The organism is Stenotrophomonas lacuserhaii, assembly GCF_014836545.1.
Classification (GTDB): Bacteria; Pseudomonadota; Gammaproteobacteria; order Xanthomonadales; family Xanthomonadaceae; genus Stenotrophomonas; species Stenotrophomonas lacuserhaii.
Genome location: NZ_JACSQS010000016.1, coordinates 7,397 through 28,077 on the forward strand (window position 1 = coordinate 7,397; position 20,681 = coordinate 28,077).

General features: G+C 65.8%; 20 protein-coding genes and 1 pseudogene. 10 read left to right on the forward strand and 11 right to left on the reverse strand.

The genetic code is table 11. The features are described 5' to 3' along the window. Window positions 1–111: 111 nt before the first annotated feature. From rimI to pssA, 3 genes are read right to left on the reverse strand one after another with little or no spacing between them, the layout of a single operon-like run. The gene (gene rimI, locus H9654_RS13820; protein ID WP_191771301.1) at window positions 112–609 is read right to left on the reverse strand and encodes a ribosomal protein S18-alanine N-acetyltransferase; all 498 of its coding nucleotides are present in this window, start codon (window positions 607–609) and stop codon (window positions 112–114) included. After that, window positions 606–1,091, reverse strand: coding sequence for a hypothetical protein (locus tag H9654_RS13825; protein ID WP_191771302.1), 486 nt, complete (start codon window positions 1,089–1,091; stop codon window positions 606–608). The genes rimI and H9654_RS13825 overlap by 4 nt, the downstream gene beginning before the upstream one ends. After that, complete coding sequence (pssA, locus tag H9654_RS13830; RefSeq protein WP_101100291.1) at window positions 1,088–1,867, reverse strand: CDP-diacylglycerol--serine O-phosphatidyltransferase; 780 nt, start codon at window positions 1,865–1,867, stop codon at window positions 1,088–1,090. Before pssA ends, H9654_RS13825 begins: the two co-directional genes overlap by 4 nt. A gap of 80 nt (window positions 1,868–1,947) precedes the next feature. Between pssA and H9654_RS13835 the strand changes: the two genes are divergently transcribed. The 3 genes and pseudogenes from H9654_RS13835 to H9654_RS13845 all read left to right on the forward strand — a co-directional run. After that, complete coding sequence (locus H9654_RS13835) at window positions 1,948–2,319, forward strand: DUF4124 domain-containing protein (protein ID WP_191771303.1); 372 nt, start codon at window positions 1,948–1,950, stop codon at window positions 2,317–2,319. A 71-nt stretch (window positions 2,320–2,390) separates the two neighbouring features. Next, window positions 2,391–4,082, forward strand: a complete 1,692-nt coding sequence (locus H9654_RS13840; protein ID WP_191771304.1) for a proline--tRNA ligase — start codon at window positions 2,391–2,393, stop codon at window positions 4,080–4,082. A 147-nt stretch (window positions 4,083–4,229) separates the two neighbouring features. After that, window positions 4,230–4,598, forward strand: a pseudogene (locus tag H9654_RS13845) (H-NS histone family protein); the annotation flags it as partial. Window positions 4,599–4,882: 284 nt separating this feature from the next. On the opposite strand, the gene H9654_RS13850 reads toward H9654_RS13845, so the two are convergent. Beyond that, window positions 4,883–6,142, reverse strand: a complete 1,260-nt coding sequence (locus H9654_RS13850; protein WP_101100192.1) for a threonine/serine exporter family protein — start codon at window positions 6,140–6,142, stop codon at window positions 4,883–4,885. Between the two features lie 103 nt (window positions 6,143–6,245). On the opposite strand from H9654_RS13850, the gene H9654_RS13855 reads away from it, so the two are divergent. The 4 genes from H9654_RS13855 to H9654_RS13870 are packed head-to-tail and all read left to right on the forward strand — an operon-like array spanning window position 6,246 to window position 9,768. Continuing rightward, entirely contained in the window at window positions 6,246–7,358 is a 1,113-nt protein-coding gene (locus tag H9654_RS13855; protein WP_191771305.1) for an ABC transporter permease, read from the forward strand. A 2-nt stretch (window positions 7,359–7,360) separates the two neighbouring features. After that, window positions 7,361–8,188 carry an ABC transporter ATP-binding protein gene (locus tag H9654_RS13860; RefSeq protein ID WP_191771306.1) on the forward strand — a complete coding sequence of 276 codons (828 nt, stop codon included), beginning with the start codon at window positions 7,361–7,363 and terminating at the stop codon, window positions 8,186–8,188. A 3-nt stretch (window positions 8,189–8,191) separates the two neighbouring features. Further along, window positions 8,192–9,118, forward strand: coding sequence for an MlaD family protein (locus H9654_RS13865; protein WP_042613801.1), 927 nt, complete (start codon window positions 8,192–8,194; stop codon window positions 9,116–9,118). A gap of 5 nt (window positions 9,119–9,123) precedes the next feature. Next, complete coding sequence (locus H9654_RS13870) at window positions 9,124–9,768, forward strand: ABC-type transport auxiliary lipoprotein family protein (protein ID WP_191771307.1); 645 nt, start codon at window positions 9,124–9,126, stop codon at window positions 9,766–9,768. Window positions 9,769–9,796: 28 nt separating this feature from the next. Here H9654_RS13870 and H9654_RS13875 read toward each other — a convergent pair whose 3' ends face one another. From H9654_RS13875 to H9654_RS13885, 3 genes are read right to left on the reverse strand one after another with little or no spacing between them, the layout of a single operon-like run. Next, a complete protein-coding gene (locus tag H9654_RS13875; protein ID WP_191771308.1) occupies window positions 9,797–10,390 on the reverse strand; it encodes an alpha-ketoglutarate-dependent dioxygenase AlkB family protein in 594 nt (197 codons plus the stop codon). Continuing rightward, window positions 10,390–11,022, reverse strand: coding sequence for a CoA transferase subunit B (locus H9654_RS13880; protein ID WP_101100188.1), 633 nt, complete (start codon window positions 11,020–11,022; stop codon window positions 10,390–10,392). The genes H9654_RS13875 and H9654_RS13880 overlap by 1 nt, the downstream gene beginning before the upstream one ends. 1 nt (window position 11,023) lies before the next feature. Beyond that, the gene (locus H9654_RS13885; protein ID WP_191771309.1) at window positions 11,024–11,755 is read right to left on the reverse strand and encodes a CoA transferase subunit A; all 732 of its coding nucleotides are present in this window, start codon (window positions 11,753–11,755) and stop codon (window positions 11,024–11,026) included. 168 nt (window positions 11,756–11,923) lie between these two features. On the opposite strand from H9654_RS13885, the gene H9654_RS13890 reads away from it, so the two are divergent. Beyond that, window positions 11,924–15,262, forward strand: coding sequence for a DEAD/DEAH box helicase (locus tag H9654_RS13890; protein ID WP_191771310.1), 3,339 nt, complete (start codon window positions 11,924–11,926; stop codon window positions 15,260–15,262). A gap of 11 nt (window positions 15,263–15,273) precedes the next feature. Here H9654_RS13890 and rfbD read toward each other — a convergent pair whose 3' ends face one another. From rfbD to rfbB, 4 genes are read right to left on the reverse strand one after another with little or no spacing between them, the layout of a single operon-like run. Beyond that, window positions 15,274–16,170, reverse strand: coding sequence for a dTDP-4-dehydrorhamnose reductase (gene rfbD, locus H9654_RS13895; protein ID WP_191771311.1), 897 nt, complete (start codon window positions 16,168–16,170; stop codon window positions 15,274–15,276). Next, a complete protein-coding gene (gene rfbC / locus H9654_RS13900) occupies window positions 16,167–16,724 on the reverse strand; it encodes a dTDP-4-dehydrorhamnose 3,5-epimerase (protein WP_191771312.1) in 558 nt (185 codons plus the stop codon). Before rfbC ends, rfbD begins: the two co-directional genes overlap by 4 nt. Beyond that, window positions 16,721–17,614 (reverse strand): glucose-1-phosphate thymidylyltransferase RfbA, encoded by an 894-nt coding sequence (rfbA, locus tag H9654_RS13905; RefSeq protein ID WP_191771313.1) that lies wholly within the window; start codon window positions 17,612–17,614, stop codon window positions 16,721–16,723. Before rfbA ends, rfbC begins: the two co-directional genes overlap by 4 nt. 22 nt (window positions 17,615–17,636) lie before the next feature. Then, window positions 17,637–18,692 carry a dTDP-glucose 4,6-dehydratase gene (rfbB, locus tag H9654_RS13910; RefSeq protein WP_191771314.1) on the reverse strand — a complete coding sequence of 352 codons (1,056 nt, stop codon included), beginning with the start codon at window positions 18,690–18,692 and terminating at the stop codon, window positions 17,637–17,639. A gap of 261 nt (window positions 18,693–18,953) precedes the next feature. Here rfbB and H9654_RS13915 point away from each other — a divergent pair, with 261 nt between their 5' ends. Then, window positions 18,954–19,700 (forward strand): electron transfer flavoprotein subunit beta/FixA family protein, encoded by a 747-nt coding sequence (locus H9654_RS13915; RefSeq protein WP_191771315.1) that lies wholly within the window; start codon window positions 18,954–18,956, stop codon window positions 19,698–19,700. Next, a complete protein-coding gene (locus H9654_RS13920) occupies window positions 19,700–20,641 on the forward strand; it encodes an electron transfer flavoprotein subunit alpha/FixB family protein (RefSeq protein WP_191771316.1) in 942 nt (313 codons plus the stop codon). Before H9654_RS13915 ends, H9654_RS13920 begins: the two co-directional genes overlap by 1 nt. Window positions 20,642–20,681 lie beyond the last annotated feature (40 nt).

Genomic DNA, 20,681 nt, shown 5'->3' on the forward strand with positions numbered 1-20,681 from the left:
CGGCCGCTGGCCGTCACGCCATTGCCCCCGCCGCTGCGCTCGCCGAGCATGGCTCGGCGCTACCTGACCACCGCCACGGTAGTGACGGCCGCTGGCCGTCATGTGCCCCGCTTACAGCGGCGGCATCCTGTCGATGTCGTCGGCCACCAGTTCGATGGCCATCACCAGCGCATCCTCGCGACCGTCGGCAGCGGGGTAATAACGCGGACGACGACCGATCTCGTTGAATCCTTCGCTGTGGTACAGCGACAGCGCCGGCGTATTGGTCGGCCGGACTTCCAGGAACACGCGCTGCACGCCACGGTCGCGGGCCAGGCGCACGATGGCGCGCAGCAACTGCCGCCCGCGACCGCGTGACTGGTTGAGCGGGTCCACGCAGATGTTCAACAGGTGCGCTTCATCGGCGGCGATGCTCAACAAGGCATAGCCGACCAACAGGCCGTCCTCTTCCATCGCCAGGCCCGGATAGCCCGCACGCAGGCAGTCCAGGAAGATGCCACGCGTCCACGGATACGGGTACCCCCGCTCCTCGATCACCATGACCGCATTGAGGTCGCTTTCACGCAACGCGCGCACGCTGGCCTGCACGGGACGGGCCACAGCGCTCATGCGCCGCGCCCTTTCGTGCGCAACGCACGCAGCACGGGCCACAGCGCACGCTTGGCGGCCGGATCGGAGCGCAGCGTGTCCAGTGGCCAGCTGTCCATCAAGGCCTGTGTTTGCGGATCATTGGGATTGCAGCCCGAGGCACGCAGCAAGGCGATCTGCAGGCGGTCCGGCAGACGTACCGACGGACGGCGCACCGTGCCCGTGCGCGGCGCGCTATCGCTGGCGGAATCGATCGTGTCCACGGCAGCCGGACGCGGTGCAACCGGCGCGCGCGGGGCCGCCGGCGCCTGTCGCGGTACCGCCGGGCGCGATGCCACCGGGGCGACGCTCAGTTCAACCGCAGGAGGCTCGATCGCCTGCGCCATGGCGGCCGCGGCCTCCAGCTCGGCCGCCAACGCGCTTTCATGCAGCACGCTGTAGCCCATCGCCTGCAGCCAGGCCTGCTGGGCCGGTGTCCACAGCACGGGCAGGTCGGCACTCACGCCGCGTCCGGACGCTTGCGCAGGCGCTGCATGGTCCACATGACCAGCCCGGACAGCGCGTAGATGACGCCTACCGCCAGCAACACGCGCGGCAGGTCGATCACCGCAATCGCGATGCCGATCGGCAGCAGAGCCAACACCAGGAACGGCACGCGGTCGGCGCGCGGTCCCTTCGCGCCGCCGCCCTTGAAGCTCCAGAAGCGGATCCGGCTGACCATCAGCAGGGCCGACACCAGGGTCACCCCCAGCGCTACGTAGCGCAGCTGCTCACCGGTCCAGCCGAGGGTGCCGTCAGCGAAAGCCCAGACGAAGGACATCATCAGGCCGGCCGCAGCCGGGCTGGCCAGGCCGACGAACCAGCGCTTGTCCACCACCGCCACCTGGGTATTGAAGCGGGCCAGGCGCAGCGCGGCGCAGGCCGCGTACAGGAAGGCGACCGCCCAGCCGACGCGGCCCAGCAGCTCACCGTCGTACTTCAGCGAGGACAGGGCCCAGTGGTACATCACCAGCGCCGGCGCCATGCCGAAGCTGACCAGGTCGGCGAGCGAGTCGTACTGCACGCCGAACTCGCTGCTGGTGCCGGTCAGGCGCGCGACCCGGCCGTCCAGCCCGTCCATGACCGCAGCCACGAACACCGCGATGCTGGCGTACACGAAATCACCGTTCGCCGCGGCGATGATCGCGTAGAACCCGGCGAACAGGCCCGCCGTGGTGAACAGGTTGGGAAGCAGGTAAATGGTGCGCGAACGCGGCGGCGGCGGTGTGATGGGATCCATCCCCCGAGTTTAATCGACTTGCCAGCCGACGGCTGCGGTGCTGCAATCACGCTTTCCCGCCGGTCAGGCCTGGAGTCTCCATGCGTACCCTGTTCTGCTTGAGTTTCCTGCTGCTGGCCAGCGGGTCGGCGTTTGCCGGTCCGGTTTACAAATGGAAGGACGCCAACGGCGTGACCCAGTATTCGGAGAGCCCGCCGGCCGGCAAGGCCTTTGAAACCCGGCAGCAGACCCGCGACCCGGGCAATCCGCCGGCAGCGGCGGCGACCGAGGCCCCGCTTGCCCCGCAGTGCGTCACCGCGCGGGCCAACCTGGCGCTGCTCGCTGGCAGCGGTCCGGTCATGCAGGACACCAATGGTGACGGCACGGCCGAAACCGCGCTCGACGAGACCCAGCGCGCCAACCAGCGGGCGCTCGCCGAAGCGGCCGCCAAGGCTTACTGCCCGCAGGCCTGAAACCCGCCCGCCGCCCACGACAGGCGCCGGGCTGGCAGAATAACGGCTTCCGCCGTTAGATGATGCCGACGATGCGCCTGTCCCAGTTCCACCTGCACACCACCAAGGAAACCCCCAGCGACGCCGAGCTGACCAGCCACCGGCTGATGCTGCGCGCGGGGATGATCCGCAAGCTCGCCTCCGGCCTGTATATCTGGTCGCCGCTGGGCCTGCGCGTGCTGCGCAAGGTCGAGCGCATCGTCCGCGAGGAAATGGAAAATGCCGGCGCGGTTGAACTTCAGATCCCGACGATCCAGCCGCGCGAGCTGTGGGAAGCCACCGGGCGCTGGGAAAAATTCGGCCCGCAGCTGCTGAAGATCAAGGACCGCAAGGAGCAGGAGTTCTGCTACAGCCCCACCGCCGAAGAAGCGCTGACTGATTTCGCGCGTCAGGAACTGTCCAGCTACAAGCAGCTGCCGGTCAATTTCTTCCAGATCCAGACCAAGTTCCGCGACGAGATCCGGCCCCGCTTCGGGGTGATGCGCGCGCGCGAATTCCTGATGAAGGACGCCTACTCCTTCCACCTGCACGACGAAGACCTGGTCCGCGAATACGAAAACATGAAGGCTGCCTACAGTCGGATATTCACCCGACTGGGACTGGATTTCCGCATGGTACAGGCCGATTCCGGCGCGATCGGCGGTGACGCCTCGCAGGAATTCCATGTCATCGCCGATTCCGGCGAAGACGCGCTGGTGTTTTCCACCGGCTCGGATTATGCGGCGAACATGGAAGCGGCCGTGGCCGCCGAGCCCCCCGCCCGTGCGGCCGCCGGCGAGGCGATGCGCAAGCTTGAAACCCCGACCCAGAAGACCTGCGAAGAGGTGGCCGCCCTGCTCGGACTGGCACTGCAGCGCACGGTCAAATCGGTCGCGCTGATGGCCGGGGAGACCTTCGTGCTGGCGCTGGTGCGCGGTGACCACGAGGTCAACGAGATCAAGCTGGCCAAGGTGCCCGGCCTGTCCGACCACCGGTTTGCCACCGAGGCGGAAATCAGCGAGTACCTCGGCTGCGTGCCCGGATTCCTGGGCCCGGTGGGTCCGGCCAAGGCGATCCGTGTCGTGGCTGACCCGGAGGTGGCCGCACTCGCCGATTTTGTCGTCGGTGCCAATGAGGCAGGTTTCCACCTGGCCGGCGTCAACTGGGGCCGTGACCTGCCGGAGCCGGAAATCGCTGATATCCGCAACGTGCAGGCCGGTGACCGCGCCCGCGACGGCGGCGAGCTGAAGATTGCCCGCGGCATCGAAGTGGGCCACGTTTTCCAGCTGGGCCGCCAGTATGCAAAAGCACTCAATGCCACCGTGCTTGATGAGAATGGCAAGGCCGCGGTGCTGAGCATGGGCTGCTATGGCATCGGCATTTCGCGCATCGTCGCCGCCGCCATTGAACAGAACCACGACGAGGTCGGCATCGTCTGGCCCGAGGCAATGGCGCCGTGGCAGGCAGTGGTGTGCGTCATCAACCCCAAGGGCGACGCCGCCGTGTCCGCCGCCGCTGCCGAGCTGCTGGAATCGCTGCGTGCCGGTGGGCTGGATGCCGCGCTGGACGATCGTGGCCTGCGCCCCGGCGCCATGTTCGCCGACATGGAATTGATCGGCATTCCGCACCGCGTGGTGGTTTCCGAACGCGGCCTGGCCGCAGGTACTTTCGAATATCGCTCACGCAGCGCGAGCGAGGCCGAGAGCCTGGATCGCGACAGCCTGATGCGCAAACTGCTCGGATAAAAGAATAAAAGCCGGGTTAATCCCGGCTTTTCTTTTGCTGTTCACCCCAGAAGTGCTGTTTCCTGTTTGTGCTTGCAGTAAATGCACATTACTCTTGGGCCCGAGCCAAGGACTGGCAGACCCTTTCCATATTGTCTGGAGCACTGCATGAGTATTGATCTGACCGGTCTGTCGGCCCGTGAACTGGGTGCACTGATCCGCACCGCCAAGAAGCAGCAGACCATCGTCGCCAAGCGTCGCCCGATCACCAAGGTCCGCGCCCAGCTGGAAAAGCTGGCCAAGGTCGAGGGCTACAGCATCGAAGAACTGTTCGGCGGCGCACCGGCACCGCGCGCCCGCAAGGCCGCGACCAAGGCACCGTCCAAGACCGCCGGCCGCAAGCTGGGCAAGGTTGCCCCGAAGTACCGCAACCCGGCCAACACCAAGGAAACCTGGACCGGCCGCGGCAAGCAGCCGCGCTGGCTGGCCGAGCTGACCAGCAAGGGCAAGAAGGTGGAGGATTACCTGATCAAGAAGGCCTGAAAACCCTCGCGATCCTGAAGAACGCCGGCTGCGAAGCCGGCGTTTTTTTGTGCCCGCAACAGCGTGACGACCAACGGTCGTCACCCACCACAGCACCCTCTTTTATTTCAACGCGGACCGGCAGCCCCCGGAATGTGTCAGGGCGTCGGGCGGGTGGGGTTTGCAGGACGCTGAGCCGCAGGGATGCGGCGATGCAGCCTACAAGGACGTACTTGCGGCGTGTCCTGCAGACCCCACCCGCCCGACGCCAACGCCGACGCCCTTCGCCAACAACAAACCTACAACGTCTTCCGCGCCGGAATCAGCAGGTTTCCGAACAACAACCCCGCCACCAGCGCCATCACCACGTTCAACACGGTCAGGAACACCCCCTGCCCCGCCCCGACATCCTGCTGCTGCACCAGCGTCAGCACCCCGCGCAGGCTGGTACTTCCCGGCACCATCATGATGATGCCCGGGAGGCGGATGATCGCCCCCGGCCGCTGCACCAGCCGTCCAAACAGGTTGCCCGCCGCCGTCAGCAGCATCGCCGAAAGGAAGATACCCGCCGGCGCACCCCACGCGTGCCCGGCGAATTTGGAAATCGCATAGCCGGCCACGCAGGCCGCCAGCACCCACGGAAAATCGCGTCGACTGGCCTTGAACAGCATCGCGAAGGCGACCGCCGCGATCAGCAGCGCCGACCACTCCACCCACGCGCCCTGCGGCCGCGAGGCGCGCACCACCGGGTCCAGCCCGATCACATCGGCCAGCGTCACCGCGATCATCGCGCCCACCGTCAGCTTCATGATGGTGGTCAGCGCCCCCGCCACCCGCGCCGTGCCGGACACCCAGTGCTGGCTGGCCAACTCGTTCACCGCATTGGTCAGGGACATACCCGGCAGCAGGATCACCAGCGAGGCGATCACCACGGTATTGAGGTTGAGCGCGCCCACGTAGGTGGCCACCAGCGTAGCGACCAGCCCCGCCAACAGCGCCGCCAGCGCTTCACTGGCCTCCTTGGTCGCCGCGCGTTGGCCGGTCCAGCGCCCCAGCAGGCCGATCAGCAGCCCGATCGCGCCAGCGGTGGCGATGTCCAGCCACGGCAGTTTCCACAGACCGGCCACGCCGGCCGCGCCCAGGCTGTAGGACAACACTTCCTTGACCTTTCCGCGCAGCCCGGGATCAGCGTCCAGCTGGCGCAGCGCGGTGTGCCCCTGGGCCAGGCTCATCCGGCCGTTGGCGACATCTTCGGCGATGCGATCTGCGACGCTGAGCTTATGCAGATCGTTTTCGCCAGGTGCCAGCCGGATCACGCGGGTGATGTCGCTGGAGCCAATCGCTTTGGCCGGATCGCTGAAGCTCAGGATGATCCCGGTCGGATTCGACCAGGGCTCGCAATCCAACCCCAACTGCTGGGCCAGGGCCACCACGGCAGCCTCCAGGCGCTGGGCGGTGGTGCCGTAACTGTGCAGGCGCCCGGCGATCTCACAGACGAACGCCACGCGCTGCGCATAGGTGGCGGGGGGCGAGGCTATCGGGGAGGCGTCTACAGGCATGCGCGGTAGTATTACCCAGCCCCGGCCCGTGCAGAAGGACATTCGGACAGGACCTACGCTGCATGCGACATGCACACGCTATGCTGCATCCTTGATGCCGACCATGACCTCCGACCAGAATCCCCGGATCGAACGCGATGCCAATGAACCGGGCCGCATCCGCCTGTCCGGTCGTTGGACACTGCACACCGCCCTGCAGGCCGCCGAGGTGCTGCGCGAGGTCCCGGAGGGACTGACCGCCATCGACGCCACCGGCATCGAACAGCTGGATTCGGCCGGCGTGCTGCAACTGCTGCGCGTGGCCCACCGCGCCGACCTGGGGCAGGACGCGCTGCAGTTCCGCGAAGACCACCAGGCGCTGGTCTGCACCATCGAAGAAGTCGCCGACGACCGGCCCAAGGCGAAACGGGATTTCGGCGTGCTGGCCGCGCTGGACCGGCTTGGCCGCAGCATGCACGCGACCGGCCAGAACATCGTGGCGCTGGCCAGCTTCCTCGGCGAAAGCCTGGTCAAGGGCGCGCGCCTGCTGAAGGAGCCGCGCCGTTTCCGCCTGACCGCCACCGTGCACCAGATGGAGCAGGTCGGGCTGGATGCGGTGCCGCTGGTGGCCCTGCTTTCTTACCTGGTCGGTGCGGTGATCGCCTTCCTCGGTTCGACGATCCTGCGCGACTTCGGCGCGGAGATCTACGTGGTCGAACTGGTCAGCATCGCCTTCCTGCGCGAGTTCGCCGTGCTGCTGACCGCGATCGTGCTGGCCGGCCGTACCGCCAGCGCGTTCACCGCGCAGATCGGTGCGATGAAGGCGCGCGAGGAAATCGACGCGATGAAGACGCTCGGCCTGGATCCGATGGACCTGCTGGTGCTGCCGCGCATCGTCGCGCTGCTGGTCACCCTGCCGCTGCTGACCTTCATCGCAATGGTCGCCGGCCTGGCCGGCGGCATCACGGTGGGCGCGTTCGACCTGGATATCCCGCCGCAGATGTACATCGCTCGCATGTACGACACGATGGAAGTACGCAACATGCTGGTCGGCCTGGCCAAGGCACCGGTGTTCGCGCTGGTGATCGGGCTGATCGGCTGCCTGGAAGGCCTGAAGGTCGAGGGTACCGCGCAGTCGGTGGGCGAGCGCACGACCTCCAGCGTGGTCCAGGCCATTTCCCTGGTGATCATCCTCGACGCCTTCGCTGCGTTGTGGTTCATGCAGATGGGCTGGTGACGGTGAACGACGAACGCACCCACGAAATCCACGACGCCCCCGGCGAGGACGAAGCGAAGCTGGCCATCCGTGTGCGCGGGCTGGTCAACCGTTTCGGCAGCCAGACCGTGCACGAAGGCCTGGACCTGGACGTGCGGCGCGGCGAGATCCTCGGCGTGGTCGGCGGCTCGGGCACCGGCAAGTCGGTGCTGATGCGCTCCATCCTCGGCCTGCGCAACCCCGATGAAGGGCAGATCGAAGTGCTGGGGCGCGATGCGCGCGGTGGCGACAGCGAAAGCCGCCTGCACATCCAGCGCAATACCGGCGTGCTGTTCCAGGATGGCGCGCTGTTTTCTTCCCTGACCGTCGGCGAGAACGTGCAGGTGCCCCTGAAGGAACACCATCGCGAGCTGCCCGAGCGCTGGCATTACGAGCTGGCGTTGCTGAAGGTGAAGCTGGCGGGCCTGCCCGCCGATGCGATCAACAAGCTGCCTTCGCAGTTGTCAGGCGGCATGCGCAAGCGCGCCGGGCTGGCCCGTGCGCTGGCCCTGGACCCGCCGCTGCTGTTCCTGGACGAACCCACGGCCGGGCTGGACCCGATCGGCGCGGCCGCGTTCGACCGCCTGATCAAGACCCTGCAGGAAGCGCTGGGGCTGACTGTCTTCCTGATCACACACGATCTGGACACCCTGTATGCCATCTGTGACCGGGTGGCCGTGCTGGCCGACCGCAAGGTGGTCGCCAACGCGCCGCTGGCCGACATCGAGAAACTGGACCATCCGTGGATCCAGGAATATTTCCACGGACCCCGCGCACGTGCTGCGCGCGGCGAACAGACCGAGAGTGCCTGAGTCATGGAAACCAAAGCCAACTACGTGCTGATAGGCGCGTTCACCCTGATCACCGGCCTGGCCCTGCTGGCCTTCGGCCTCTGGGCAGCCAAGTATTCGTCCGACCGCACCTGGCAGGAATACCGCGTGGTGTTCCGCGAGGCGGTCACCGGCCTGACCGTGGGCAGCCCGGTGCAGTACAACGGCATCGCGGTGGGGTCGATCATCGAGCTCAATCTGGTCCCGGATGACCCGCGTCAGGTGGTGGCCAAGATCCGCCTCAACTCCACCACGCCGGTCAAGACCGATACCCGCGCCAAGCTGGCGATCACCAGCCTGACCGGCCCGTCGATCATCCAGCTCAGTGGCGGTACGCCGCAGTCGCCGACGCTGACCTCGGTCAACCGCGATCCCGCGCCGATCATTCCGACCACGCCTTCGGCCCTGCAGAACATCACCGACGTGGCCAACCGCATCGTCGAGCGCATGGACCAGGTGCTGAGCGACCGCAACGTGGCCGCGATCAATGCCACGTTGGCCAATATCGAATCGATCAGTGGCGGGCTGGCCGACCAGAAACAGGGCACCCAGGCGCTGCTGCTCAGCGCGCGCAATGCCGCGCGTAGTCTGGACGAGACCCTGAAGACCACCAACGGGACCATCCAGCGGCTGGACCAGAACCTGGTACAGGAGCTGCCGGGCATCATCGAAAAGCTGGACGCCACCATGACCAAGATGGATTCGGCGGCCGGCAATGCCAATTCGATCCTCGGCGAGAACCGGGCGGCCATCAACAGCTTCGCCAGCGACGGCCTGGGCCAGCTCGGTCCGACCCTGACCGAACTGCGCGGCCTGATCCGCGACCTGCGCCGGGTCAGTGACCGCCTTGAGAACAACCCCGCGCGCTACTTGCTGGGCCGCGACGCACCGAAGGAGTTCGAACCCGAATGAAGCGCATGCCCTCCCTGTCCGTGACGCGCCTGCTGCTGCCGGCTGCTCTGCTGGCCAGCCTGGCCGGTTGTTCGATCCTGTCCAGCGGCGACCGCAACGCAGTGACGATCTACTCCCCGGCCGTACAGGTGAAGGTGGATCCGTCCTGGCCTACCGTGGCCTGGCAGCTGGTGCTGTCCAAGCCGAGCGCCACGCGCATGGTCGACAGCCCGCGCATCAACGTGCGGCCGCGTCCTTCGGAGCTGGAAATCTACGCTGGCGCGACCTGGGCGCAGCCGGCCACCGACATGATCGAAGACGCCCTGCTGCGCGGTTTCGAGGATTCCGGCCGTATCGCCGGCGTCGGGCGCGCCGCTGCGGGTATCCGCGCTGATTACCGCCTTGCGACCGACATCCGCCGTTTTGAATCGGATTACCGCGGCCAGCCCACGCCGACCGTGGTCATCGAGATCAACGCCAAGCTGATCCACGTGGTGGACCAGCGCGTGGTGATCGACCGGACGTTCCGCCAGGAACAGCCGGTGGGTTCGACCGACGTGCCGGCGGTGACCGCGGCCTTCGAGAAGGGGCTGAATGCCCTGACCGCCGATGTGGTGGGCTGGGCGCTGAGCAGTGGGCAGAAGGATACGGACGGCGGTTCACTGCGCTGATTGGCTGGTGATTCGGTAGTGCCGGCCGCTAGCGCGGTGTAATCAGGCGGAAAGTCAGGTTGATCCGCTCGACCTGTACCCGGGCGCTCTTCGGCAGGGCATGCTGGTAGTGGGCTTGCGTACTGCCGGCCATGACCAGCAGGTCGCCATGGCCGAGCAGGTAGTTGGCCTTGAAGGCGTGGTCATCGCGCCTGCGCAGCAGAAAGCGGCGCGCAGCGCCCAGGCTGAGTGAAGCAATCACCGGCTGCGGCCCCAGTTCCGGCTCGTCATCGCTGTGCCAGCCCATGCTGTCCGTACCGCTGCGATAGCGGTTGAGCAGCACGCTGTTGAGGCGCGTTCCCAGCTCCTCCTGCAATCGGTCACGAACGGGCATCAGCACATCCGCCCACGGATGCGGCAGAAAGTCTGCGCCGGAGTAACGGTAACGCGCATCCGCGTCGCCCATCCAGCAACTCAGCCGCGGTGAATCCACCAACCGCCCGAACATCCGTATCCGGTGCACTTCCCATGGAATGTCCCGCAGCAACGCTGCCTGCAGGGCCGCTGCCTGCGCAGGAGGCAGCCACCCTGCAAGGTGGCGCACATCGGCATCAGGCAGGTCCTGCGGGAACAGCGCGGCCATCAGCTGCGCTTGAACGCCACGCCGGTCTTTTCCACCAGCTCTGCTTCTTCAACGCCCGGTGCGGTTTCCACCAGCACCAGCCCGTCGCCGGTCACATCGAACACGGCCAGATCGGTAATGATGCGATCCACCACGCCGACACCGGTCAGCGGCAGCGAGCATTCCTTGAGGATCTTGTGCTCGCCGTTCCTGGCGGTGTGCTCCATCAGCACCACCACCCGCTGCACGCCGGCTACCAGATCCATCGCCCCGCCCATGCCCTTGACCATCTTGCCCGGCACCATCCAGTTGGCCAGGTCGCCGCTATCGGTCACCTGCATCGCGCCGAGGATGGCCAGGTTGACGTGGCCGCCGCGGATCATCGCGAAGCTGTCATCGCTGCCGAAATAACTGGCGCCCGCACGCGCGGTAACGGTCTGTTTGCCTGCGTTGATCAGGTCTGGGTCGATCTCCGCCTCGGTGGGGAACGGGCCGATCCCGAGCAGGCCGTTCTCCGACTGCAGCCAGACGTCCACGCCCTCGGGAATATGGTTGGCCACCAGGGTCGGCAGGCCGATGCCGAGGTTCACATAGGCCCCATCGGTGAGCTCACGCGCGGCACGGGCCGCCATTTCGTCGCGGGTCCAGGCCATCTCAGTTCGCCTCCTGGCGCACGGTACGTTGTTCGATGCGCTTCTCGGGTGTCGGGTTATGCACGATGCGGTGCACGTAGATACCGGGCAGGTGCACCTGATCCGGGTCGATGCTGCCCACCGGCACCACCTCTTCCACCTCGGCGATGCAGACCTTGCCGGCCATCGCGCAGGCCGGATTGAAGTTGCGCGCGGTACGCCGGAACAGCAAGTTGCCCGCTTCGTCCGCCTTCCACGCTTTGACCAATGCCACATCAGCGCGCAGCGCGGTTTCCATCACGTAGTGGCGGCCGTCGAACTCTCGCGTTTCCTTTCCCTCGGCCACCACCGTGCCGTACCCGGTAGCGGTGAAGAACGCCGGAATGCCGGCCCCACCGGCGCGCAGGCGCTCGGCCAGGGTGCCCTGCGGGTTGAATTCCAGTTCAAGTTCGCCGGCCAGGAACTGGCGCTCGAACTCCTTGTTCTCGCCCACGTAGGAAGAGATCATCTTCCGGATCTGGCGGGTCGCCAGCAGCTGGCCAAGGCCGAAACCGTCCACGCCGGCATTATTGGAAATCACCGTCAGGCCGCTGACACCGCTGTCGCGCAAGGCGGCAATCAGCGCCTCGGGGATGCCACACAGGCCGAAACCGCCAACGGCCAGGGTCTGACCATCGGCGACCACGCCCTGCAGGGCGAGCGCCGCGCTGGCATATCGTTTATCGCGCTTGCTGCCGGTACCGGAACTATCCATTGCGTTGCTGTCCCACGGTAATGATGACGGCATTCTAACGGCACCCCGCCCCCCCGCTGGGGTGCGGCGCAGCATTTGCCGCAGTGGGCACAGCTCGTAAACTGGCGGTCCCGGTCACGCCTGCATCCCGATGTGCGGCCAGATGCCGCCCCGTTGGAAAGATCGCCGATGTCCGTCCTGTTCGATGAAAATGATCTGTATCGCTGGCTCGACGAGCGCACGATCCACAAGGCGGCCGGCTACCTGGCCAGGGTGTATGACCTGCGCATGGAAAGGGACCTCCTGCATGCCAAGGTAGAGGGCACTGCCACCCAGCCTTATCGGGTAACGATCAACCTCAAGGCCAGCCTTCGTAGCCCCCACAGTCGCCTCAACGGCCGCTGCAGCTGCCCGGTGGGCGACAATTGCAAGCATGTGGCCGCGGTCATGATGTGTGCCCTGCACGGGCCTGATGAGGATAGCGAAGACGAGGAAATCGAGGCGACGGTACCGCAGCACGCGCAACCGGTTCGCGCCGAGCTGCTCACCCGTCTGTCTCAATGGCATGCTCAGCACGCTGCACGCACGGGGTCGAGCAAGGGAAAGCAGAACCCGAAAAGCGTTGCGTTCGTGCTTTCCGTATTCCAGTTCCGCCTCGGCATCCATGCGTACAGGATGCGGAAGACGGCCGACGGCGCGCTGGAGCGCGAGAAGCGGTTTGACATCACCCCGGAGCTGGTCATCGACCCGCCCGGCTACGTGTCGCAACAGGACATCGCCGTTCTCGGGCAGCTGTGGTTGCGCCAGCAGCGCAAGGGCGGCCGGCGTGTAGCCGTGCAGCCGTTGCTGGACATGATCCTGGCCTCCGGCCATGGCTGGGTACAGCACCCCGGCACGAGGCAGTTGCTGCCCCTGCGCGCGGGCCCCGCTCGCGCAGGCCACCTGGAGTGGAAGGCGGCCGACAGCCAGCTGGGCGTATGCTCCCTGCCGGTGCTGCAGGTGGACGGGAACGCCGACGGAGCGGTGGAAGATCAGTGCGCCTGTTATCTGGACGAGAGAACCGGTGAGACGGGTCCGCTGCAACTGGCGGTGGCAAGCCCCGACGCCGATGCTTTCCTTGGGCTGCCGCCGTTGCTGCCCGACGAGCATTCCCTTACCGCGCAGATGCTCCAGCGGCTGGATCCTGCCCTGCCCCTGCCGCCGGCCACCGCCGATGCGATGCCCATCGCCCAGGTGGATGGCATGGTCCCGCACCTGATGCTGCATACCGAAGAGCAACCGCAGACGTGGGGCGCGCGAAGAGGTGAGATGCAGCGGCTGGAATTCGCCACGGTCTCTTTCGCCTACGGCGACCATTTCAAGCACCTCGATGACCCCTCGCGCTTCGTGCGGGGTGCGGACGGAACGATCGAGCTGCTGCCACGCGATACGGCCGAAGAGGCCAAGCGGGAAAACGAGTTGCGCAGCAGTGGACTTCACCGCCATCCGCAGTCGGCAGCGCTGCTCAGTGGGGCCGGGCCCCACTTCCACCTGCGCTCCTACGACTGGGGCAGCTTCATGCTGCGCGAGCTGCCCCGGCTGCAGGAACTGGGGTGGGTGGTCACCGTCCCGGAGGATTTCCGGCACCGCATCACCGTGGTGGACAGCGTGCTCTGGGACGTGCAGCCCGATGACACAGGCGCTGGCTGGCTGGACGTAGCGCTGGGCATCGAAATCGATGGCCAGACGGTGCCGCTGGCACCGATGCTGGCGCAATTACTGCAGACCGATCCGCGCTGGACGCGGGGCGCGCTGGATGCCATCGACGACGAAGAGCGCATCCTGATCGCCTCCCCCACGGCAGGAGCGCTGTCATTCCAGGCGGGGCGGCTGAAGCCCGTCGTGACCCTGCTCGGCGACCTGTTTGGCAACGGCGCTGGGCCCCTGCGTGTTTCCGCACGCGACAGGGGACGCCTGCAGGCGCTGCAACAGTCCGGAAGCCTGCAGCTGCGTGGCGCCACCGATACCCGCGCGATGGTGCAGCGGCTGGTGCAGGAACCCACGCCACAACCGGTTGCGGCACCCGTCGGGCTGGCTGCCGCCTTGCGGCCTTATCAGCAGGACGGGCTGGCGTGGCTGCAGTACCTGCGCCAACAGGAGCTGGGCGGCATCCTGGCCGATGACATGGGCCTGGGCAAGACGCTGCAGACCCTGGCGCACGTGCTGCTGGAAAAGGAAGGGGGGCGATTGGACCGGCCCGCGCTGGTGGTCATGCCGACATCCCTGCTGTTCAACTGGCAGCAGGAGGCCGCGCGTTTCGCTCCCGGTCTGCGCGTGCTGGTCCTGCATGGCCCTGCCCGAGAGGCGCTGTTCGAACAGATTCCCGCCCACGACCTGGTGCTGACCACCTATCCGCTGGTGTGGCGGGATGAGGCCGCGCTGCAGGCGCATGCCTATCACCTGCTGATCCTCGACGAAGCCCAGCAGGTAAAGAATGCCAAGGCACGCGCGGCGATCAGCCTGCGCACGCTGCAGAGCCGGCACCGGCTGTGCCTGACCGGCACGCCGCTGGAAAACCACCTGGGCGAACTGTGGACGCATATCGACTTTGTCCTGCCGGGCCTGCTTGGCAGCGAGAAGACCTTCAACCTGCATTGGCGCCATCCGATCGAGCGCAGCGGTGACGGCCAACGCGCGCAGCTGCTGGCCCAGCGCGTGCGTCCATTCCTCCTGCGCCGACGCAAGGACCAGGTGGCGGCGGAGCTGCCGCCCAAGACCGTGATCACCCGCCACGTGTCATTGGAGGGTGGCCAGCGCGACCTGTACGAGACAGTGCGATCGGCGATGCAGGAAAAAGTGCGCGAGGCCGTCGCCGGCAAAGGAATGGCCAAGAGCCACATCGTCGTGCTCGATGCACTGCTGAAGTTGCGCCAGGTCTGCTGCGATCCACGCCTGCTGCCCGGCGAGGCCACGCCGCGCACGCAGGGTTCGGCCAAGCTTGACCTGCTGTTGACGCTGTTGCCGGAGATGGTGGAGGAAGGACGCCGCATCCTGGTGTTCTCCCAGTTCACGCGCATGCTGGAGCTGATCGCGCAGGCCTTGGACAAGAGCGGACTGGCGTTCGTCACCCTGACCGGCGACACCCGTGACCGGGCCACTCCAGTGCGCCGGTTCATGCAGGGAGAGGTGCCCATCTTCCTGATCAGCCTGAAGGCGGGCGGTGTCGGGCTAAATCTGACAGCCGCCGATACGGTCATCCATTTCGACCCGTGGTGGAACCCGGCAGCCGAAAACCAGGCCAGCGACCGGGCGCACCGGATCGGCCAGGACAAACCGGTCTTCGTCTATCGCCTGATCGCTGCCGGCAGCATCGAGGAGCGGATCAGTGAACTTCAGCAGCGAAAGGCAGCGCTGGCCGATTCGATCCTGGAGAATGGCGGTGCGGCGGGACCCGGCTTCAGCGAGGAGGACCTGCAGGCGTTGCTGGAGCCGCTGCCGGGCGTGTCGGCGAAGAAGGGTAAGGCACCAGGCAAACGCGGGGGAAGTTGACCGACTTCAAATCAAGGTGTGAGCTCCCCGATTACCCGCTTGAGCCCTTCCTGCCAATCCGGCAGCAGGATGTCAAAATCCTGCTGCAGTTTGCTGTTGTCCAGTACTGACCATGACGGTCGCTTGGCCGGCGTCGGGTATTCCGAGCTGGCAATCGCTTGCACGCTCGGCACCCTGGGCAGAACGCCACGCGCGAGGGCTTCTGCGAAAATCGCCTCGGCAAAGCCATGCCAGCTGGTCTGGCCAGAAGCGGTGAGATGCCACGTGCCGGACAGGCCACCCGCATGCTGCAGTGCCTGCGCGGTGACGTCAGCAATCAACGCTGCGGGTGTCGGCGTACCAATCTGGTCGGCCACGACACGCAGTGCAGGACGCTCGGTCCCGATACGCAGCATGGTCCTCAGGAAATTGTTGCCGTGTGCGGCATACACCCACGCCGTGCGGAAGATCAGGTGGCGACCGCCGGCCGCACGCACCCGGTCTTCGCCATCACGCTTGCTTGTGCCATATACACCCAGCGGGGCCGTTGGCTGGTCTTCGCGATAGGGTGCGGTGCCTTCACCATCGAACACATAATCGGTGGAGTAATGCACGAACGGCACACCGGCCCGCGAGCACCAGCGCGCGATCACGCCGGGTGCCTCGGCGTTGGCACGGAAGGCAGCTTCAGCGTCCTGTTCCGCCTTGTCCACCGCCGTGTAGGCGGCGGCGTTGACGACGATATCGGGGCGCACGCGGCCCAGCAGCGCAACCAGTGAATCGGGCTGATCGAAGTCCGCAACCTCACAGGTGCTATCGTCCGTCAACGTGCCGCTGCGCGTGGTGGTCACAACCGTGCCCAAGGAAGACAGCGCACGTAGCAGCTCTCGGCCGACCTGGCCGTTGCCGCCGAACACGAGGATCGTCATGCGGCGAAAACCGGCAGCCGCTCTTCCGCGATATCGGCAAGGAAGGGCGCGGATTCATCCTTGGCCGACAGCTGCGGAACGCTGACCGGCCAATCCACTGCGATGTCGGCGTCATTCCAGCGTACGGTGGCGTCGGCGTCGGCGACATACACCTCGGTGCACAGGTAATGGAAAAGCGCGCGCTCCGAAAGCACGGCGAAGCCATGGGCAAACCCCTCTGGTATCCAGAACTGCCGCTTGTTCTCGGCGCTCAATACCACCGCCTCCCATTGGCCAAAGGTGGGCGATCCACGTCGGATATCCACGGCGACGTCGTAGACCTCGCCCTCCAGAACGCTCACCAGTTTTCCCTGTGGACGCGGCCACTGGTAATGCAGGCCGCGCAACACGCCACGCGACGACGATGAGATATTGCTCTGCACGAAGTCCATCGGAAGGCCTTGCGCAGAGAAACGTTCGCGATTCCAGCCTTCGAAGAAGAATCCGCGTGCATCTCCATGCACGTGTGGCTCGATTACCACACAGCCCGCCAGGCGGGTCTCGATGACTTTCATGGAACCGAACCCCTGAGTGCGAGCTGGTGCAGGTATTGGCCGTAGGCATTCTTGATCAGTGGCGCGGCCAAGGCTTCGAGCTGGGCCAAATCTATCCACCCATTGCCCAGTGCGATCTCTTCCGGGCAGCACACCTGCAGGCCCTGGCGGGTCTGGATGGTCTCGATGAAATTGGACGCTTCAAGCAGCGACTGGTGGGTGCCGGTGTCCAGCCACGCATAACCGCGGCCCAGCGGCTCCAGCCGCAATGCACCCTCATCCAGGTAGCGCTGGTTGAGGTCGGTGATCTCCAGTTCGCCACGCGCGGAGGGCTTCAACTCAGCCGCATATTGGCTAGCCTTGCCGTCGTAGAAATACAGACCGGTCACCGCATAGTTCGAACGTGGCGTGGCCGGTTTTTCCGCCAGCCCGATCACCCTGCCGTCCTTGTCGAACTCAGCCACGCCATAGCGTTCCGGATCGTTGACCCAGTAGCCGAACACGGTCGCGCCATTCGCGCGCGCGTCAGCACGCTTGAGCACTTCCGTCAGGCCGTGGCCATGGAATACGTTGTCGCCGAGCACCAAGCAGCTTGGTCTGCCGTCCAGGAATTCGCGTCCGATCAGAAACGCTTGGGCCAGGCCATCCGGGCTCGGCTGGGCGGCGTACTGGATGTCCATGCCCCATTGCGAACCGTCGCCCAGCAGCTGCTGGAACAGCGCCTGCTCATGCGGGGTATTGATGATCAGGACTTCACGGATGCCCGCCAGCATCAGCACGCTGAGTGGGTAGTAGATCATCGGCTTGTCGTACACCGGCAGCAGCTGCTTGCCGACGCCCTTGGTGATCGGATACAGCCGGGTGCCGGAGCCCCCGGCCAGGATGATGCCTTTACGCTGCGTCTGCGTCATGGGTACGTGGTCCTTTGTGGGCTCAGGCGGTTGTGCCGATGCGCTGCAGGCGGTAACTGCCATCCAGCACGCCGTTTACCCATTCCTGATTGTCAAGGTACCAGTCGACGGTGAAGCCGATGCCCTGCTCGAACGTATACGCCGGCTCCCAACCCAGTTCGTCCTTCAGCTTGGACGCATCGATCGCATAGCGACGGTCATGGCCCGGACGATCGGCGACGTAGGTGATCTGGCTGCTGCGCGGCTGGCCGTCTTCGCGCGGGCGACGCGCATCCAGCAATGCGCAGATCGCCTGCACCACTTCGATATTCTGCTTTTCGGAATTGCCACCGACATTGTAGGTTTCGCCGACGCGGCCCTTGGCCAGCACGGTGCGGATCGCTTCGCAGTGATCGGACACGAACAGCCAGTCACGCACCTGCTTGCCATCCCCGTATACCGGCAACGGCTCGCCGGCCAGCGCCTTGGCGATCACCAGCGGAATGAGTTTCTCCGGGAAGTGGTACGGCCCGTAGTTGTTCGAGCAGTTGGTGGTGAGCACCGGCAGCCCGTAGGTGTGGTGGAACGCGCGCACCAGATGATCCGAGGCCGCCTTGGACGCCGAGTACGGCGAGTTTGGCGCGTACGGCGTGGTCTCGCTGAACTTGCCGGTCTCGCCCAACGTGCCGTAGACCTCGTCGGTGGACACGTGCAGGAAACGGAACGCCGCGCCCTTGTCGGCCGGCAGCGCCTTCCAGTAGTCGCGCACCGCTTCCAGCAGGCCGAGCGTGCCGACCACGTTGGTCTGGATGAAGGCGCCCGGGCCGTCGATGGAACGGTCGACGTGGCTTTCGGCGGCAAAGTTCAGGACCGCGTCCGGCTGATGCTCATCCAGCAGCCGCTGGACCAGCGCACTGTCTGCTATGTCACCTTGCACGAACACATGGCCGGGATGGCCTTCCAGGCTGCTTAAGGTCTTGAGGTTGCCGGCATAGGTGAGGGCATCGAGATTGACGATCTTCGCTCCGCGGGTCACTGCGTCGAGGACGAAATTACCGCCAATGAATCCGGCGCCGCCGGTGACAAGCCAAGTGGGCACTACCTAGTTCTCCTGATCCGTGCACTGACTGTGCGTTGAGCCGCAGCCTATTCAGCGCAACAGCATACAACGCGCCCCGCCACGGTCTGGGGATGGACCGTGAATGGGATGCCTGTACCCATGCGGCGCTGCAGCAATGAATTGGCTGCACCATACGCATTCGCATGGTCGGCAATCGCCAGTTAGAATCGGGGTCCCACCCCCGAACCGGTTGCTGTTGCCAGGACCGGACGACCCTCGATATTGAAGGACCCGTACCAGATGAAAATCCTCGTCGCGTACAAGCGCGTGGTGGACTACAACGTCCGCATTCAGGTCAAGCCGGACGGCTCCGGCGTGGTAACCGACGGCGTCAAGCTGTCGCCCAATCCCTTTGATGAAATCGCCTTGGAAGAAGCCCTTCGCCTGCGCGACAAGGGCATCGCCAGCGAAGTCATCGTCGCCACCATTGCCCCGGCCGACGCCCAGGCACACCTGCGTAACGGCTTGGCCATGGGCGCCAACCGCGCCATCCACATCGTGACCGACGAGGCCATCCAGCCGCTCACTGCCGCGCGTGCCCTGCTCAAGCTGATCGAAAAAGAACAGCCGGAGCTGGTCATCCTGGGCAAGCAGGCCATCGATGACGACGCCAGCCAGACCGGCCAGATGCTGGCCACGATCTGGGGCCGCCCGCAGGCGACCTTCGCCAGCAAGCTGGAAATTTCCGATGGCAAGGCCACGGTGATCCGTGAAGTCGATGCCGGCCTGGAAACGCTGGAAGTGGACCTGCCTGCCGTGGTCACCACCGACCTGCGCCTGAACGAGCCGCGCTTCATCAAGCTGCCCGACATCATGAAGGCCAAGGCCAAGCCGCTGGAGACCCTGCAGCTGGCGGACCTGGGGGTTGATGCCGTGGATACCCTGAAGACCACCACCTATGCCGCACCCGGCAAGCGGAGCAAGGGCGTGATGGTCAAGGATGCCGCCGAACTGGTGGCCGCACTCAAGCAGAAGGGGTTGCTGTAATGAGCACGATTCTCGTCATCGCCGAGCACCACGACGGCAAGCTCAACGCCGCCACCGCCAAGACCGTCAGCGCAGCGTCCGCGATCAGCGGCGCCGAAGTGCACGTGCTGGTGCTGGCTGCCGATCCGGCCGCCGTTGCGGCCGAGGCGGCAAAGATCAGCGGTGTCAGCAAGGTGCTGACCGTGGCCAATGCCGCCAACGCGAATCCGATCGCGCAGGTGCTGGCACCGCAGATCGCCAAGGCCGCCGCCGGTTACAGCCACGTGTTCGGTCCGTCCACCACCTTCGGCAAGGACCTGATGCCCTGCGTGGCCGCCCTGCTGGGCGTCGCCCAGGTGTCCGACCTGATGACCGTGGAAGGCAGCCATACCTTCAAGCGCCCGATCTACGCCGGCAACGCGATCATCACCGTGGAGGCCCCGGCCGACCAGACCGTGGTCGCCACCGTGCGCAGCGCCTCCTGGCCTGAAGCCGCCCAGGGCGGCAGCGCCAACGTGGAAGCGCTGAGCATCGATGGCACCTTGCCGACCCACACCCGCTTTGTCGGCCTGGCCGCCGCCAGTAGCGACCGTCCTGACCTGCAGAGCGCCAAGCGCGTGGTCTCCGGTGGCCGCGGCGTCGGTTCGGAAGAGAACTTCAAGGTCATCTACCAGCTGGCGGACAAGCTGGGCGCTGCCGTCGGTGCCTCGCGCGCCGCCGTCGATGCGGGCTATGTACCCAATGAGCTGCAGGTCGGGCAGACCGGGAAGATCATCGCACCGGAACTGTATGTGGCGATCGGCATCAGTGGTGCCATCCAGCACCTGACCGGTATCAAGGATGCCGGCACGATCGTGGCGATCAACAAGGATCCGGATTCACCGATCTTCGAGATCGCCGATATCGGGCTGGTGGGGGATCTGTTTACCTTGCTGCCGGAGCTGGAAGCCGCACTGAGCTGAGCGAGGCACCCAGACGCTGGATAATCAATGGGTTATCCAG

Coding starts and splice junctions, on each gene's coding strand:
- rfbD (WP_191771311.1), bottom strand. CDS start 16,170: ATGACGATCCTCGTGTTCGGCGGCAACGGCCAGGTCGGCCGAGAGCTG.
- pssA (WP_101100291.1), bottom strand. CDS start 1,867: ATGGATCCCATCACACCGCCGCCGCCGCGTTCGCGCACCATTTACCTG.
- H9654_RS13840 (WP_191771304.1), top strand. CDS start 2,391: ATGCGCCTGTCCCAGTTCCACCTGCACACCACCAAGGAAACCCCCAGC.
- rfbA (WP_191771313.1), bottom strand. CDS start 17,614: ATGACGCAGACGCAGCGTAAAGGCATCATCCTGGCCGGGGGCTCCGGC.
- H9654_RS13850 (WP_101100192.1), bottom strand. CDS start 6,142: ATGCCTGTAGACGCCTCCCCGATAGCCTCGCCCCCCGCCACCTATGCG.
- H9654_RS13915 (WP_191771315.1), top strand. CDS start 18,954: ATGAAAATCCTCGTCGCGTACAAGCGCGTGGTGGACTACAACGTCCGC.
- rfbC (WP_191771312.1), bottom strand. CDS start 16,724: ATGAAAGTCATCGAGACCCGCCTGGCGGGCTGTGTGGTAATCGAGCCA.
- H9654_RS13875 (WP_191771308.1), bottom strand. CDS start 10,390: ATGGCCGCGCTGTTCCCGCAGGACCTGCCTGATGCCGATGTGCGCCAC.
- H9654_RS13890 (WP_191771310.1), top strand. CDS start 11,924: ATGTCCGTCCTGTTCGATGAAAATGATCTGTATCGCTGGCTCGACGAG.
- H9654_RS13865 (WP_042613801.1), top strand. CDS start 8,192: ATGGAAACCAAAGCCAACTACGTGCTGATAGGCGCGTTCACCCTGATC.
- H9654_RS13835 (WP_191771303.1), top strand. CDS start 1,948: ATGCGTACCCTGTTCTGCTTGAGTTTCCTGCTGCTGGCCAGCGGGTCG.
- H9654_RS13880 (WP_101100188.1), bottom strand. CDS start 11,022: ATGGCCTGGACCCGCGACGAAATGGCGGCCCGTGCCGCGCGTGAGCTC.
- H9654_RS13855 (WP_191771305.1), top strand. CDS start 6,246: ATGACCTCCGACCAGAATCCCCGGATCGAACGCGATGCCAATGAACCG.
- rimI (WP_191771301.1), bottom strand. CDS start 609: ATGAGCGCTGTGGCCCGTCCCGTGCAGGCCAGCGTGCGCGCGTTGCGT.
- H9654_RS13870 (WP_191771307.1), top strand. CDS start 9,124: ATGCCCTCCCTGTCCGTGACGCGCCTGCTGCTGCCGGCTGCTCTGCTG.
- H9654_RS13885 (WP_191771309.1), bottom strand. CDS start 11,755: ATGGATAGTTCCGGTACCGGCAGCAAGCGCGATAAACGATATGCCAGC.
- H9654_RS13920 (WP_191771316.1), top strand. CDS start 19,700: ATGAGCACGATTCTCGTCATCGCCGAGCACCACGACGGCAAGCTCAAC.